15 protein-coding genes are annotated in these 14,333 nt (G+C 62.8%); 3 read left to right on the forward strand and 12 right to left on the reverse strand.

The features are described 5' to 3' along the window. Positions 1 to 78: 78 nt before the first annotated feature. From BT116_RS15830 to BT116_RS15870, 9 genes are all read right to left on the reverse strand, one after another. A complete protein-coding gene (locus BT116_RS15830) occupies positions 79 to 1,236 on the reverse strand; it encodes a D-alanyl-D-alanine carboxypeptidase family protein (RefSeq protein ID WP_072345418.1) in 1,158 nt (385 codons plus the stop codon). 168 nt (positions 1,237 to 1,404) lie between these two features. Then, positions 1,405 to 2,430 carry a septal ring lytic transglycosylase RlpA family protein gene (locus BT116_RS15835; RefSeq protein WP_063324229.1) on the reverse strand — a complete coding sequence of 342 codons (1,026 nt, stop codon included), beginning with the start codon at positions 2,428 to 2,430 and terminating at the stop codon, positions 1,405 to 1,407. After that, entirely contained in the window at positions 2,430 to 3,440 is a 1,011-nt protein-coding gene (gene mltB / locus BT116_RS15840; RefSeq protein ID WP_063324228.1) for a lytic murein transglycosylase B, read from the reverse strand. Before mltB ends, BT116_RS15835 begins: the two co-directional genes overlap by 1 nt. 17 nt (positions 3,441 to 3,457) lie before the next feature. Continuing rightward, complete coding sequence (rodA, locus tag BT116_RS15845; RefSeq protein ID WP_063325216.1) at positions 3,458 to 4,561, reverse strand: rod shape-determining protein RodA; 1,104 nt, start codon at positions 4,559 to 4,561, stop codon at positions 3,458 to 3,460. Positions 4,562 to 4,592: 31 nt separating this feature from the next. Next, positions 4,593 to 6,488: a penicillin-binding protein 2 gene (gene mrdA, locus BT116_RS15850; RefSeq protein ID WP_072345422.1), complete on the reverse strand. Its 1,896-nt coding sequence runs from the start codon at positions 6,486 to 6,488 to the stop codon at positions 4,593 to 4,595. 9 nt (positions 6,489 to 6,497) lie between these two features. Continuing rightward, complete coding sequence (gene rlmH / locus BT116_RS15855; RefSeq protein ID WP_047229490.1) at positions 6,498 to 6,965, reverse strand: 23S rRNA (pseudouridine(1915)-N(3))-methyltransferase RlmH; 468 nt, start codon at positions 6,963 to 6,965, stop codon at positions 6,498 to 6,500. A gap of 9 nt (positions 6,966 to 6,974) precedes the next feature. Next, complete coding sequence (rsfS, locus tag BT116_RS15860; RefSeq protein ID WP_003205895.1) at positions 6,975 to 7,469, reverse strand: ribosome silencing factor; 495 nt, start codon at positions 7,467 to 7,469, stop codon at positions 6,975 to 6,977. 71 nt (positions 7,470 to 7,540) lie between these two features. Next, the gene (gene nadD, locus BT116_RS15865; RefSeq protein ID WP_063324226.1) at positions 7,541 to 8,227 is read right to left on the reverse strand and encodes a nicotinate-nucleotide adenylyltransferase; all 687 of its coding nucleotides are present in this window, start codon (positions 8,225 to 8,227) and stop codon (positions 7,541 to 7,543) included. Position 8,228: 1 nt separating this feature from the next. Then, positions 8,229 to 9,500 carry a glutamate-5-semialdehyde dehydrogenase gene (locus BT116_RS15870; RefSeq protein ID WP_072345423.1) on the reverse strand — a complete coding sequence of 424 codons (1,272 nt, stop codon included), beginning with the start codon at positions 9,498 to 9,500 and terminating at the stop codon, positions 8,229 to 8,231. A 196-nt stretch (positions 9,501 to 9,696) separates the two neighbouring features. On the opposite strand from BT116_RS15870, the gene BT116_RS15875 reads away from it, so the two are divergent. Together BT116_RS15875 and BT116_RS15880 are read left to right on the forward strand one after the other, a co-directional pair. After that, positions 9,697 to 10,374, forward strand: a complete 678-nt coding sequence (locus BT116_RS15875; RefSeq protein ID WP_063324224.1) for a DNA-3-methyladenine glycosylase — start codon at positions 9,697 to 9,699, stop codon at positions 10,372 to 10,374. Between the two features lie 58 nt (positions 10,375 to 10,432). Beyond that, positions 10,433 to 11,749 carry a bifunctional DedA family/phosphatase PAP2 family protein gene (locus BT116_RS15880; RefSeq protein ID WP_072345425.1) on the forward strand — a complete coding sequence of 439 codons (1,317 nt, stop codon included), beginning with the start codon at positions 10,433 to 10,435 and terminating at the stop codon, positions 11,747 to 11,749. 41 nt (positions 11,750 to 11,790) lie between these two features. Here the strand turns inward: BT116_RS15880 and BT116_RS15885 are convergent, their stop codons facing one another. Genes BT116_RS15885 through BT116_RS15895 form a run of 3 tightly spaced genes read right to left on the reverse strand, consistent with a single transcriptional unit; the run spans position 11,791 to position 13,470 of the window. Then, a complete protein-coding gene (locus BT116_RS15885) occupies positions 11,791 to 12,381 on the reverse strand; it encodes an LON peptidase substrate-binding domain-containing protein (RefSeq protein WP_014340384.1) in 591 nt (196 codons plus the stop codon). A gap of 10 nt (positions 12,382 to 12,391) precedes the next feature. After that, the gene (locus BT116_RS15890; protein ID WP_072345427.1) at positions 12,392 to 13,108 is read right to left on the reverse strand and encodes an LrgB family protein; all 717 of its coding nucleotides are present in this window, start codon (positions 13,106 to 13,108) and stop codon (positions 12,392 to 12,394) included. Next, the gene (locus BT116_RS15895) at positions 13,105 to 13,470 is read right to left on the reverse strand and encodes a CidA/LrgA family protein (RefSeq protein WP_072345429.1); all 366 of its coding nucleotides are present in this window, start codon (positions 13,468 to 13,470) and stop codon (positions 13,105 to 13,107) included. The genes BT116_RS15890 and BT116_RS15895 overlap by 4 nt, the downstream gene beginning before the upstream one ends. A 326-nt stretch (positions 13,471 to 13,796) precedes the next feature. Here BT116_RS15895 and BT116_RS15900 point away from each other — a divergent pair, with 326 nt between their 5' ends. After that, positions 13,797 to 14,252 (forward strand): MaoC family dehydratase, encoded by a 456-nt coding sequence (locus BT116_RS15900; RefSeq protein WP_003185804.1) that lies wholly within the window; start codon positions 13,797 to 13,799, stop codon positions 14,250 to 14,252. Positions 14,253 to 14,333 lie beyond the last annotated feature (81 nt).

The raw sequence follows: 14,333 nt of genomic DNA on the forward strand, positions 1-14,333 counted from the left end.
GTAACGGCCTCGTAAGCCGTGGTAACGCACATGGCCCCGCTCCGAATGGGAACGAGGCCATGCAGGTCAACACTTCAATCAGTTGAACAAGCCGTAGAAGAATAGACGGATGCTATCCCACATGCGGCGGAAGATACCACCTTCCTCGACCGCGTCCAGAGCGATCAGGTCGGCGCTGTGCACCACTTTGTCGTCCAGTTTGACTTCGACTTTACCGATCACGTCGCCCTTGGCGATGGGAGCGGTCAGTTGCGGGTTCATGGTCATGCTGGCAGCGAGCTTCTTGAGCTGGCCTTTAGGCAAGGTCATGGTCAGGTCTTGGGCCAGGCCGGCCTTCACCTGATGGGTGGTGCCTTTCCAGACCTGGGCCTGGGCCAGTTCGGTGCCCTTCTGGTAGAAGGTCTGGGTTTCGAAGAAGCGGAAACCGTAGGTCAGCAGCTTCTGGGTTTCAGCGGCACGGGCCACTTCGCTGCTGGTGCCGAAGACGACGGCGATCAGGCGCATGCCGTCACGCACAGCCGAAGACACCATGCAGTAGCCAGCTTCGTCGGTGTGGCCGGTCTTCAGGCCATCGACGGTCTTGTCGCGCCACAGCAGCAGGTTGCGGTTAGGCTGCTTGATGCCGTTCCAGAAGAATTCCTTCTGGGAGTAGATGGCGTAGTGCGCCGGGTCTTCATGAATGATCGCCCGCGCCAGGATCGCCATGTCGTGAGCCGACGAGTAGTGCTCAGGGTTCGGCAGGCCGGTAGGATTCATGAAGTGGCTGTTGGTCATGCCCAGGTCGGCCACGGTCTTGTTCATCATGTCGGCGAACGCATCTTCGCTGCCGGCGATGTGCTCGGCCAGGGCGACGCTGGCGTCGTTGCCGGACTGGATGATGATGCCGTGCAGCAGGTCGCTGACGGTCACTTGCGAACCGACCTTGATGAACATCCGCGAACCGCCGGTACGCCAGGCGTTTTCGCTGACGGTCACCGGATCGTTTTCACCGATCTGGCCACGACGGATTTCCAGGGTGGCGATGTAGGCGGTCATCAGCTTGGTCAGGCTGGCCGGTGGCAGGCGCTGGTCACCGTTGTTCTCTACCAGGACCTCGCCGCTGCTGGCATCCATGAGCACAAAGGATTTGGCGGCCAATTGAGGAGGCGCAGGCATCATCTCCACCGCGAACGCGGCTGGGGAGAGAAGCAGCGGGACTAGCAGGCAAAGGCGTTTGGCAAAGGTGGTGATGTTCATCCGTCTCTCGAAATCGCTAATGGGACTGCCCGAAGGCAAAACTGAAACAGGCAACCTTCTAACGGGTCGCCGCGTATTTAAGTTGCTCACTCACAACCCTTGCCGGGCTTTTGTTATTCATGGAGCCAACAACCTGGCCCGCTCCAACCGCAAGCGGGCCTCAATCAATTACTCGGCGGTGACCAGGCTCGGCGAACCGAGATTGGCCAGGCGCACACTGTTCTGCACTTGCTGGACTTCACCCGGAGAACCGATCGGCCCCAGGCGCACCCGATGCAGTGTCTGCTGGTTGCGCACGATCGAACTGATGAACACCGGGGCGCTCACCATCGAGCTGAGCTTCGACCTCAGCAGCTCGGCAGCGTCCGGGTTGGCGAACGCGCCCACTTGCAGAAACTGGCCAGACGCTGTTGCAGAAGCGTTTTTTTTTGCGTCGAGCTGAACGGGCACTACGGCCGCCGCGTGCTGCTGCGGCGGTGGCGTCCACTGCTCGACCGTGCCGGTGGACGCCGTCACGGTCGGCGCGGCATTTTGCGCCACTTTCGGCTCGTTGAGCATCAAAGGCGCCGGACGGCCGCGTTGGGCCCACCATTCCTGCGGGTCGATACCTTCAACCTTGACCCGGGCGGTGCCGATTTCAGCGTAACCGAGTTTTTTCGCCGCCGCATACGACAAGTCGATGATGCGGTCGGAATAGAACGGCCCACGGTCATTGACCCGCAGGATCACGCTCTTGTTGTTGTCCAGGTTGGTCACCCGCACATAGCTGGGCAGCGGCAAGGTCTTGTGGGCCGCGCTCATGCCATACAGGTCATACACCTCGCCGTTGGCGGTGTTCTGGCCGTGGAACTTGGTGCCATACCAGGACGCCGTGCCCGAGGCCACGTAGCGCTTGGAGTCGGACAGCGGGAAATAGGTCTTGCCCAACACCGTGTAGGGGTTGGCCTTGTAGGGGCCCGTGTGCAGGGTCGGCGTGGCATCGGGAATGCGCGAGACATCCACATCCCACCACGGCGCGCCGTCCTTGTGGGCCCGGTTGATGTCCAGGCCGGGCGTCGCGCGCACGGCGGTGGAGTTCTTCTGGGCCGGCGCGCGGCTGGTCGAACAACTGACGACCAACAGCGACAGCGCGGCCAACGCCACGAGCTTGAGGGGTTTGGCTTTCAGGGGTAGATAGGTAGGCAATGCCCGCATTATTTGACGCCCCGTGCTTTGACCAGCTCTTCAGACAGTTGATATACGGCCATGGCGTACATCACGCTGCGGTTATAACGCGTAATCGCGTAGAAATTCTTCAGACCCATCCAGTATTCGGGGCCTTGTTCGCCTTCCAGGCGTATCGCGGTGACCGGCATGTCGTCACGCAGCGCATCATGACTCGACCAGCCCAACGCCCGCAACTCCCCGACGGTTTTCGTCGGCTCGATGCCCTCGGTCAGGCCCTCGTCCACCTGCTCGCCACGCACGTCGGCACGGCTGACCACCGGCTGGCCGGCTTCCCAGCCGTGGCGCTTGAAATAGCTGGCAACACTGCCGATGGCATCGGTCGGGTTGGTCCAGATATTGATGTGACCGTCGTCGTCGAAGTCCACCGCGTAAGCACGAAAACTGCTGGGCATGAATTGCGGCAGCCCCATGGCTCCGGCATAAGAACCCTTGAGGGTCAGCGGATCAACCTGCTCTTCGCGGGCCAGCAGCAAGAACTCGCGCAGCTCCTTGCGAAAGAATTCGGCGCGCGGCGGGTAATCGAAGCCCAGGGTCGACAGCGCGTCGATCACCCTGAAATTCCCGGTGTTACGGCCAAAGAACGTCTCGACGCCAATGATAGCCACAATGAACTGGGCCGGTACGCCGTATTCCTGCTCGGCACGGGCCAGGGCCGCCTCGTGCTGGCGCCAGAAGTCCACGCCCCGGGCGATACGCGCCTCGGTGATGAACATCGGCCGGTACTCGCTCCACTGCTTGACCCGCTCGGCGGGCCGGGAGATGGCGTCAAGGATCGACTGCTTGCGCTCGGCCTCGCGAAATACCCCCATCAGCTGCTCACCGGCAAAACCGTAGTCGCGGGTCATCTCACCGACGAATTCGGCCACCTGTGGCGAACCTTCGTATTCGCCTGCCTGGGCATGCGGCGCACCGCCCAGGAAGCCGACCAGGCCGATCCACGGCGCATATCGCGTCGACCAGCCACGCATTGCTTGCATTGAACTCTTCACCTTATTCAAACCTGCGCGATCCACTTGCGATGCGTATGAATCGACATCAAGACCCCAAACGCTGACAGTAGTGTCACCAGCGAAGTTCCTCCGTAGCTAATGAATGGCAACGGCACCCCCACGACCGGCAACAGGCCACTGACCATACCGATGTTGACGAAAACATAAACAAAAAACGTCATGGTCAGGCTGCCCGCGAGCAACTTGCCGAACAATGTCTGGGCCTGGGCGGTGATCACCAAGCCGCGACCGATCAGCAGCAGGTAGATCAACAGCAACACGCAGATGCCTACCAGGCCGAACTCCTCGCCCAGTACGGCGATGATGAAGTCGGTGTGGCTTTCCGGCAAAAAGTCCAGGTGCGACTGGGTGCCCATCAGCCAGCCCTTGCCGAACACCCCGCCGGAGCCGATGGCGGCCTTGGACTGGATGATGTTCCAGCCAGTGCCCAACGGATCGCTCTCCGGGTCGAGGAAGGTCAGGATTCGTTGCTTCTGGTAGTCGTGCATCACGAAGTACCACATGGCCACCGAGACCGGCACCGCGATGGCGACGACGCTGAGGATCCAGCGCCAGCGCAAACCGCCCATGAACAGCACGAAGGCGCCACCGGCCAGGATCAGCAGCGAAGTGCCAAGGTCCGGCTGGCGCACGATCAGGATGAACGGGATGCCGATCAGCAACAGGCTGATGCACACGTGCTTGAGCTGCGGCGGCAGGGTGCGCTTGGCCAGGTACCAGGCGATGGTCGCCGGCATGATGATCTTGAGGAATTCCGAAGGCTGGAAGCGGATCACCCCGGGAATGTTGATCCAGCGAGTGGCGCCCATGGCGTTGTGGCCCATCACGTCCACCACCACCAGCAGGCTCACGCCCACCACATAGGCCAGCGGCACCCAGCGGGCCATGAAACGCGGCTCGAGCTGGGCAATGACGACCATCGACACCAGGCCGATGCCGAACGAGGTGGCCTGCTTGCCCAGCAGGTCCCAGTTCTTGCCACTGGCCGAATACAGCACGAACAGGCTGCCTGCGGCCAGGGTCAGCAGCAGGATCAGCAACGGACCATCGATGTGCATGCGCTGCAGCAAGGTGGCACGGCGGCGCATCACATCTTCGCTGGAGAGGATCCGGTCGAAATTATTCTTCACGGGCCGTAGCCTCCGCAGTGATGGGGCTTGCGTATTCCGGCTTGAGCTGGCCGTGCTCGTCCAGCAGCCAGGCGTCCATGATCTGGCGCACCACCGGCGCGGCGACGCCGGAACCCGACTCACCGTTCTCGACCATCACCGATACGACGATCTTCGGGTTGTCGGCCGGCGCGAAGCCGACGAACAAGGCGTGGTCGCGATGGCGTTCCTGGACCTTGGAGCGGTCGTACTTCTCGCCCTGCTTGATGGCGACGACCTGGGCCGTACCGCTCTTGCCGGCAATCCGGTATTGCGCACCGATGGACGCCTTGCGGGCGGTGCCGCGGGCGCCGTGCATCACCTGCTGCATGCCGTTGTTGACCTTCTGCCAGTCCGACGGGTTGCGCAGGATGATGTCTGGCATCGGGTCCGGGTCCACCGGTTTCTGGCCTTCGATGGTCTTGGCCAGGTGCGGGCGATACCACTTGCCCTTGCTCGCCACCAGCGCCGTGGCCTGGGCCAGTTGCAGTGGCGTGGCCTGCATGTAGCCCTGGCCGATCCCCAGGATCAGGGTTTCGCCGGGGAACCAGGCCTGGCGCCGGGTCGCCCGCTTCCATTCGCGCGAAGGCATCAGGCCGGGGGATTCCTCGAACATATCCAGGGAGACTTTCTGACCGAGACCGAACTTGTTCATGTAGGACGACAACCGATCGATCCCCAGCTTGTGGGCCAAGTCATAGAAGTAGGTGTCGTTGGAACGCATGATCGCCGTTTCCAGGTCCACATAACCGTCGCCGGTGCGGTTCCAGTTGCGGTACTTGTGGTCGTAGTTGGGCAGCATGTAATAGCCGGGGTCATAGACCCGGCTCGACGCGGTCACCACGCCGGAGTCCAGCCCGGCAATCGCCACGGCCGGCTTGATGGTCGACCCCGGCGGATAGAGGCCGCGCAGCACACGGTTGAACAGTGGCCGATCGATGGAATCGCGCAACTCGGCGTAGGCCTTGAAGCTGATGCCGGTGACGAACAGGTTCGGGTCGAAACTCGGCTGGCTGACCATTGCCAACACCTCGCCGGTGTTCGGGTCCAGCGCCACCACGGCACCACGCCGACCGCCCAGCGCCGCTTCGGCGGCCTCTTGCAGTTTGATGTCCAGGCTCAGGACGATGTCCTTGCCGGGAATCGGGTCGGTGCGCTTGAGCACTCGCAATACGCGGCCGCGGGCGTTGGTTTCGACTTCCTCGTAACCCACCTGGCCATGCAGCTCAGGCTCGTAGAAACGCTCGATGCCGGTCTTGCCGATATGGTGGGTGCCGCTGTAATTGACCGGATCGAGGGTCTTGAGCTCTTTCTCGTTGATCCGTCCCATGTAGCCGACCGAGTGGGCAAAGTGCGGCCCCTGGGGATAATGCCGCACCAACTGCGCCACCACCTCGACGCCGGGCAGGCGGAACTGGTTCACGGCGATCAGGGCGATCTGTTCTTCGGTCAGCTCGAACAGGATCGGCACCGGCTCGAACGGACGTCGGCCCTGGCGCATGCGCTTCTCGAAGATCGCCCGGTCCTCGGGCGTCAGTTGCAGCACTTCGACGATCACGTCGAGCACGTGCTGCCAGTCGCCGGAGCGCTCGCGGGTCATGCTCAGGCTGAAACTGGGACGGTTATCCGCCACCACCACGCCATTGCGGTCGAAGATCAACCCGCGGGTCGGCGGAATCGGCTGCACATGTACCCGGTTGTTTTCCGACAGGGTCGAGTGGTACTCGTACTGGATCACCTGGAGGAAATACAAGCGCGCAATCAGCACACAGATCAGCGTCACCACCGTAATAGCGCCGAACACGACGCGGCCCCGCACCAGACGGGCGTCTTTTTCGTGGTCCTTGATGCGGATCGGCTGGGGCATGGGGCTGGATTACTTGTGGTAAGGGTGCCCGGACAGAACTGTCCAGGCACGATACAGCTGTTCGCCGATCAGGATCCGCACCAGCGGGTGTGGCAACGTCAACGGCGACAATGACCAGCGCTGATCGGCCCGGGCACAGACTTCCGGCGCCAGCCCTTCCGGGCCACCGACCATGAAATTGACCGTGCGCGCGTCCAACCGCCAGCGATCGAGCTCCACCGCCAGTTGCTCGGTGCTCCAGGGCTTGCCATGGACTTCGAGGGTGACAATGCGCTCGTTCGGCCCGACCTTGGCCAGCATGGCTTCGCCTTCCTGGCGGATGAAGCGCGCCACGTCGGCGTTCTTGCCACGGGTATTGAGCGGAATTTCCACCAGTTCCAGGGCCAGCTCGGACGGAAGACGCTTGGCATATTCATGCCAGCCTTCTTCCACCCACTTGGGCATGCGAGAACCGACGGCGATCAGGCGCAGTCGCACAGCGGTCCCTTATTGCTGGTCTTTGTTGAGCTTGGTGAAGTGCTCATGGGGGTTTTCCGGGCTGTGGTGCGCGGCGCTGGCCGAACGGCTCTGCTCGGCACCGGCCCACAGGCGCTCCAGGTCATAGAACTGGCGAGCCGAGGCCGTCATCATGTGCACGATGACGTCGTCCATATCCAGCAGTACCCAGTCGCTGTCGCCCTTGCCTTCTTCACCCAGCGGCTTGACGCCCTGGGCCTTGACCGCTTCGCGGACCTTGTCCAGCATCGCGCCGATCTGGCGGTTGGAGGTACCGGTGGCGATGATCATGTAGTCCGTGATGCTCTGCTTTTCACGAACGTCGATCACCTGGATGTCCTGGGCCTTGACGTCTTCCAGGGCCGCAACGGCGACCTTGACCAGTTCTTCACCGGCCAGTACGACGCCGGTGTGGGCCTCTACCGGCAGCGGGGCGCTTTTGAACGTGCCTTTGCGCTTTACTTTGTTTACGTCTTTGTCAGTCATATAAAACTCGTTTTGCTCGTATGTTCGGGCGCTTCGCTACACGCATTCACGTGCCTTGAAGCACACCTTTTTCAGTTCGACGCACGGTAAAGTCCGTGCGCATCGATGTAGGCCAGGACCGCGTCGGGCACCAGGAAACGTACCGACTTACCGCTGGCCAGCAGTTGACGGATCTGGGTGGCGGATACCGCGAGCGGCGTCTGCCAGACGAATGCAATCTGTCCGCTCGGCCCTTTCAGGGCCAGCGGGTCGCTCACCGAGCGGGCCGCCAGCAGGTTGCGCAAGGCATCCGGCGGCTCGCTGTCGGCATCCGGGCGTTGCAGCACCAGGATGTGGCAATGCTGGAGCAACTCTTCCCAGCGATGCCAAGTGGGCAGGCCGCAAAATGCGTCCCAGCCCAGAAGCAGAAAAACCTGGGCATCAGCGGCCAGTTCGGCGCGCATCAGCTCCAGGGTATCAATGGTGTAGGACGGTTTGTCCCGCTGCAATTCGCGGGCGTCCACCACCAACGGCGCCACACCGGCCACCGCGCACTCGACCATCGCCAGGCGGTCCTGCGCCGACACCTGGGGCGTATCCCGGTGAGGCGGCCGGGCGCTGGGCGTCAGGCGTAGCTCATCGAGGGCCAGGGCGTCGGCGACTTCCAGCGCACCGCGCAAATGGCCGATGTGCACCGGGTCGAACGTGCCGCCCAGGATGCCAATGCGCCGGGGCGCAGTTGTCGTCGTCACAGCGGCTGACGGGTCGAGATCGCCCAAGTCAGACTGGCTCCTGTCCGCGCAACTGGCCGTCACCGACCACGATGTACTTCTCGCAGGTCAGGCCTTCGAGGCCCACCGGGCCGCGGGCGTGCAGCTTATCAGTAGAAATGCCGATCTCGGCACCCAATCCGTATTCAAAGCCATCGGCGAAGCAGGTCGGGGTGTTGATCATCACCGACGCCGAATCCACTTCGGCCACGAAGCGCCGGGTTTCACCCAGGTGCTCACTGACAATGGAGTCGGTGTGGTGCGAGCCGTGGCGGTTGATGTGCTCGATGGCCTCGTCCAGCCCGTCGACCACACGGATCGACAGGATCGGCGCCAGGTATTCGGTGTCCCAGTCTTCTTGCGTGGCCGCAACGGCCTCGATGATCGCCCGGGTGCGCTCGCAACCACGCAGCTCGACGCCTTTTTCGCGGAACTGGGCAGCCATCGACGGCAGGAAGTCCTTGGCCACGGCCTGATCCACCAACAGGGTTTCCATCGCGCCGCAGATACCGTAGCGGTAGGTCTTGGCGTTGAAGGCGATGCGCTGGGCTTTCGGCAGCTCGGCGTGGGCGCTGACGTAGACGTGGCAGATGCCGTCCAGGTGCTTGATCACCGGCACGCGGGCATCACGGCTGACCCGCTCGATCAGGCCCTTGCCGCCACGTGGCACGATGACATCGACGAACTCGGGCATGGTGATCAATGCGCCGACTGCGGCACGGTCAGTGGTCTCCACCACTTGCACCACGGCCGCCGGCAGATCGGCCTCGGCCAGGCCGCGCTGGATGCAGGCGGCAATGGCACGGTTGGAATGGATCGCCTCGGAGCCGCCACGCAGGATGGTCGCGTTACCCGACTTCAGGCACAGGCTGGCGGCGTCGATGGTCACGTTCGGCCGCGACTCGTAGATGATCCCGACCACACCCAGGGGCACGCGCATCTTGCCGACCTGGATGCCCGACGGCCGGTAGCTCATGTCGCGGATCGCCCCGACCGGGTCCGGCAGGGCCGCGACCTGGCGCAGGCCGACGATCATGCCGTCGATGCGTGCAGGGGTCAGCGCCAGGCGTTCGAGCATGGCCGGTTCCAGACCATTGGCCCGGCCGGCGGCCAGGTCCAGTTCGTTGGCAGCGGACAACTCGGCACGCGCAGCGTCCAGCGCATTGGCGGCGGCCTGCAGGGCGCGGTTTTTCTGCGCGGTGCTGGCCCGGCCGATGATGCGCGACGCCTGGCGAGCGGCGCGACCCAGGCGGGTCATGTAGTCAAGAACGGACTCAGTCATGGTCTGTGTGGTCTTGGCGATGAGGAAAGCGGCAGATTATAGCTGTCGTAACCCTCGACTAACAGCATGGACTCACGGTGGTGACCGGCGGAGCAGCAAAACAGGCGTAAACAGCCGGTTGAAGCGACTGTTCAGCGGTGATTAAGCTTTCCGTTGCTATCATCGCGCTTCCTTTGGCCTCCCTTTGTTTATCGCCATGACCGATTTGCCATCGCCCAACGCCCTGCCCCACGCCTTTTTCGATCGAGACGCCCAGGTGCTTGCCAAGGACCTGCTGGGCAAAGTCATCCGTCACAAGGTCGGTGACCTGTGGCTCAGCGCGCGGATCATCGAGACCGAGGCGTATTACTTCGCCGAAAAAGGCAGCCACGCCTCGCTGGGCTACACGGAAAAACGTAAGGCTTTGTTTCTGGATGGCGGCCACATCTATATGTACTACGCCCGGGGCGGCGATTCGCTGAACTTCAGCGCCCAGGGCCCGGGCAATGCGGTGTTGATCAAATCGGCCTACCCGTGGGTCGATGCCCTTTCCGGGCCGGCGAGCCTGGCGCAAATGCTGCTCAACAACCCCGACGCCCAAGGTCGGCCGCGCACGCCGCAAAAGCTCTGTGCCGGCCAGACCTTGCTGTGCAAGGCCCTGGGGCTGAAAGTGCCGGACTGGGACGCCAAACGCTTCGACCCCGAGCGCTTGCTGGTGGAAGACGTGGGCGTGCCGACCGTCAACGTGATCCAGACCACCCGCCTGGGCATTCCCTTGGGCCGGGACGAGCATTTACCCTACCGCTTCGTCGATGCCGCCTACGCACCCTGGTGCACCCGGAACCCGCTGCGACGGGGACAGGTCGAAGGTCGCGATTATTTCTTGCTTGGATGAACACACCGCTCCCACAGTAAAAAAAGCATGCTGCTTAATATTCAATGGAGTTGTATTTATGGGCCCATGGCTCGATAGCATCACCGGCTGGTTGACCGTCAACCCGCAATGGCTGGCGGTGGCGGTGTTCATCGTCGCCTGCGTGGAGTGCCTGGCCATCGCCGGCCTGATCGTGCCGGGTACCGTGCTGTTGTTTGCCATCGCCGTGCTGGCCGGCAGCGGCGCGTTGTCCTTGGGCGAGACGTTGCTGCTGGGCCTGCTTGGCGGGCTGCTCGGGGACCTGGTGTCGTACTTCCTCGGCCGGCATTTCCACCAGAACATCCGGCGCCTGCCCGGGCTGCGGCATCACCCGGAATGGATGAGCGCGGCGGAAAACTATTTCCAGCGCTACGGCATCGCCAGCCTGCTGGTGGGGCGTTTTATCGGCCCGCTACGGCCCATGTTGCCGATGGTGGCCGGGATGTGCGACATGCCGTTCCCACGCTTCGCCGCCGTCAGCGTGTTGGCCGCGGCGGGCTGGACCGTGGCGTACCTGCTGCCGGGCTGGGCCACCGGGGCGGCGTTTCGCCTGCCGCTGCCTGAAGGCTTCTGGCCACAGGCCGGCGTGGTCATCGGCAGCATCGCGGTGATGATCGGGCTGAGCGTCAACAGCAGCCTGCGTCGTCATCGCCATGCCACGGCGCTGATCGCTGGCATCGGCCTGGTGATCCTGATCGGCCTGTTCATCGGCTTTCGTTACCTGACGGCGTTCGACCAGGGCTTGATGGCCCTGGTCCAGGAGCATCGCAGCCCGACGCTGGATGAAATCGCCGTGACCTTCACGCTGATCGGCGAATTCCGCTACATGTTGATTGTCTGCAGCCTGCTGACCGGGTTGCTGCTGTTGGCAAGGCAATGGCGCCAGGCAATCTTTGCCGGGGGCACGATGCTGGTCACCTCCTTGGCCAATACCGGCAGCAAACACTTCTTTGCCCGGGTGCGCCCGGAGATCCTCACCGACCCGCTGACCAGCTACAGCATGCCCAGCGGCCACTCCTCCGGGGCATTCGCGCTGTTCCTGACCCTCGCCGTCCTGGCCGGCCGCGGCCAACCGCCACGGCTGCGCCTGACCTGGCTGCTGCTGGGCTGCCTGCCGGCGCTGGCCATCGCCCTGTCGCGGGTTTACCTGGGAGCGCACTGGCCGAGCGACATCGTCGCCGGGGCGATGCTCGCCGCCAGCATCTGTGCGGCCGCCCTGTGGTTGAGCCAGCGCCAGACCCCGCTACCGGCCATGTCGCCGAAAGTCTGGTGGCTGATCCTACCGGCGCTGGTGGCGGTGTTCAGCTTCTTCGCGCTGCGGCACTTGCCGCATGCGATGTTGCGGTATGCCTATTAGGCAATCGCGAGCAAGCTCGCCCCCACAGGGGATCAGTGCTATCAGGCGAATAGTTCGCCCTGCAGTTCATCGAGCAACGCCTGGATCGCATCCAGGCGCTGTTGCGGGTCATCGAGTTGCAGCAGGTCGATCTTGTCCAATTCGTTGAACGGCAGCAGGTAAGCCAGTTGATTGGCCAGCGACTGCTGACCGGTCGCTTCGGTGCCCATGTTCAACGCCTCGACCATCGGATGCTCGGCCAGGGCCTTGAGCAGCGCCACCAGGTCGGCGTCTTCCTCTTGCAGCGGTTGCTCCGGTTCCTCTTCCAGCCACTCGACTTCAGCGACCGTCAGTTGATCCGCCTGGACGCTGCTGCCATGGACGATAAAGCGCCGCCCGCCCTGCACGCGAATACCCAGCAGACCATTGTCCTGCTGGGAAAAATCAGTGATACGCGCCTCACAACCGACCCGCGCGTAGCCTTCAGGCGCGATGCCGACTTCCTCGCCATCGAGGATGCACACCACGCCGAAGCCTTCGCCCTTTTTCATGCAGCGCCCGATCATGTCGAGGTAGCGCGCCTCGAAAATCTGCAAATCGAGGATGCAACCGGGGAACAGCACGGTGTTCAACGGGAAAAGCGGCAAGCTCATAACCAGTTCCTTAAACCGTCATCGACACCACCAACGGCAGCAACACCGCCGTGGCCACGCCCATCAGACTCATCGCCAGCGCCGCGAAGGCGCCTGTCTCCTCGCTTTCCTGCAATGCCACCGACGTACCCACCGCGTGGGCCGCCAGCCCCAGGGCCATGCCCCGGGCCTCAGGGCTGTGGACACCCAGCTTCGTCAGAATGCCCGGACCGAGGATCGCCCCGAGCACACCGGTGATCAACACAAACACCGCCGCCATCGCCGCCACACCGCCGATCTGCTCGGCCACCAGCATGGCGATCGGCGAGGTCACGGACTTGGGCGCCATGGTCATCAGAATCATGTGCTCGGCACCGAAAGCCCAGCCCAACACCACAGCAGAGCCCGTGGCAAACACCCCGGCTATCACCAGCGTAGTAAAAATCGGCCAGAACAACTGCCGGATCCGTCGCAAGTTCAAATACAACGGCACCGCCAGGGCGACCGTGGCCGGCCCCAGCAGGATGCTGAGGATCTCGGTGCTCTTGCGGTATTCGGCATAGTCGATGCCGCAACCGACCAGCACGACGATCAACAGCACCATCGACATCAGCACCGGTTGCAGGAACACCCAGCGAGTCTTTTCGAACGCCGCCAGCACCAGCTGATAGGCGCCCAGGGTAATGCCGATGCCAAACAGCGGATGGTGGATCACCGAGTTCCAGGCACCTTGCCAGTCGAGCATCATTGACTGTCCTCCGGGGCGGCGATGTGACGCCGGGCCAGGCGCTGCATCAGCCCCCCCGTCAACGCCACGGACAGCACCAGGGACAACGTCAACGCACCGACGATGGCCCAGAAATCGGCGGCAATGGCCCGGGCATAGACCATCACCCCCACCGCAGGCGGCACCAGCAGCAATGGCAGGTAACGCAGCAGGCTACTGGCGGCCAGGTTCAACGGTTCGCTGACTTCACCGCGCATCACCAGATAACCCAGCAGCAACAGCAGGCCAATGATCGGCCCCGGCAACACGGGCAGGAACAAATGATTGATCGCAGTGCCCAGCAATTGAAACAGCACCAGCCAGGTCAGGCCCCGTAGCAACATCCGCTCTCTCCCCTGCAACAGATCCAATGAACGCGCCAATTCGGTTCACGGCGTGACGGTGTGGCGAGGGAGCTTGCTCCCGCTCGAGTGCGCAGCGCTCATAAAAAAATGGGGCCGCTGCGCAGCCCAACGGGAGCAAGCTCCCTCGCCACGGAATCAAACGCACACGCGCCGGCATTATAAGCATGCCCGCGCTATGGGTCGGCATTCGTAAAAAGCATGTTCGGTGACCTTACTTGCGCGCCATGTTGATCTACAGTGGTTCTCCGGGGATGCCGATCCCCGCTCCAGAAAAAGTAAAACAGATGAACCCAAGGAGAGTCTCAATGCCCTACGTCCCCGTTGCAGCGCTCAAAGATTATGTCGGCAAGGAACTTGGACGTTCCGAATGGCTCACCATCGACCAGGACCGCATCAACCTGTTCGCCGAAGCCACTGGCGACTTTCAGTTCATCCACGTCGATCCGGTCAAGGCCGCGCAGACCCCGTTCGGCAGCACCATTGCCCACGGTTTCCTGTCGCTGTCGCTGATGCCCAAGCTAATGGAAGACATCCTGATCCTGCCCGAAGGCGTGAAGATGGTCGTCAACTACGGGCTGGACAGCGTGCGCTTCATCCAACCGGTGAAGGTCGATTCCAAGGTCCGGCTCAAGGTCGATCTGGTAGAAGTCACCGAGAAAAAACCTGGCCAATGGTTGCTCAAGGCCACCGCCACGCTGGAGATCGAAGGTTCGGAAAAACCGGCCTACATCGCCGAGCCGTTGTCGCTCTGCTTCGTGTAAACCTATGCGGTCGCGAAACCGCTCGTGCAGTTTCGCATCGCTTCTCTATGTTCAACGCGCATAGCTGCGGCATACTCGTGG

The sequence above is a fragment of the Pseudomonas sp. NFACC16-2 genome, from assembly GCF_900119205.1.
GTDB classification, from domain to species: domain Bacteria; phylum Pseudomonadota; class Gammaproteobacteria; order Pseudomonadales; family Pseudomonadaceae; genus Aquipseudomonas; species Aquipseudomonas fluorescens_Q.

Bases quoted from the DNA above. Each gene is read 5' to 3' on its own strand.
- BT116_RS15830 (WP_072345418.1), bottom strand. From the start codon at position 1,236: ATGAACATCACCACCTTTGCCAAACGCCTTTGCCTGCTAGTCCCGCTG.
- BT116_RS15835 (WP_063324229.1), bottom strand. From the start codon at position 2,430: ATGCGGGCATTGCCTACCTATCTACCCCTGAAAGCCAAACCCCTCAAG.
- mltB (WP_063324228.1), bottom strand. From the start codon at position 3,440: ATGCAAGCAATGCGTGGCTGGTCGACGCGATATGCGCCGTGGATCGGC.
- rodA (WP_063325216.1), bottom strand. From the start codon at position 4,561: ATGCGCCGCCGTGCCACCTTGCTGCAGCGCATGCACATCGATGGTCCG.
- mrdA (WP_072345422.1), bottom strand. From the start codon at position 6,488: ATGCCCCAGCCGATCCGCATCAAGGACCACGAAAAAGACGCCCGTCTG.
- rsfS (WP_003205895.1), bottom strand. From the start codon at position 7,469: ATGACTGACAAAGACGTAAACAAAGTAAAGCGCAAAGGCACGTTCAAA.
- BT116_RS15870 (WP_072345423.1), bottom strand. From the start codon at position 9,500: ATGACTGAGTCCGTTCTTGACTACATGACCCGCCTGGGTCGCGCCGCT.
- BT116_RS15875 (WP_063324224.1), top strand. From the start codon at position 9,697: ATGACCGATTTGCCATCGCCCAACGCCCTGCCCCACGCCTTTTTCGAT.
- BT116_RS15880 (WP_072345425.1), top strand. From the start codon at position 10,433: ATGGGCCCATGGCTCGATAGCATCACCGGCTGGTTGACCGTCAACCCG.
- BT116_RS15885 (WP_014340384.1), bottom strand. From the start codon at position 12,381: ATGAGCTTGCCGCTTTTCCCGTTGAACACCGTGCTGTTCCCCGGTTGC.
- BT116_RS15890 (WP_072345427.1), bottom strand. From the start codon at position 13,108: ATGATGCTCGACTGGCAAGGTGCCTGGAACTCGGTGATCCACCATCCG.
- BT116_RS15895 (WP_072345429.1), bottom strand. From the start codon at position 13,470: ATGTTGCTACGGGGCCTGACCTGGCTGGTGCTGTTTCAATTGCTGGGC.
- BT116_RS15900 (WP_003185804.1), top strand. From the start codon at position 13,797: ATGCCCTACGTCCCCGTTGCAGCGCTCAAAGATTATGTCGGCAAGGAA.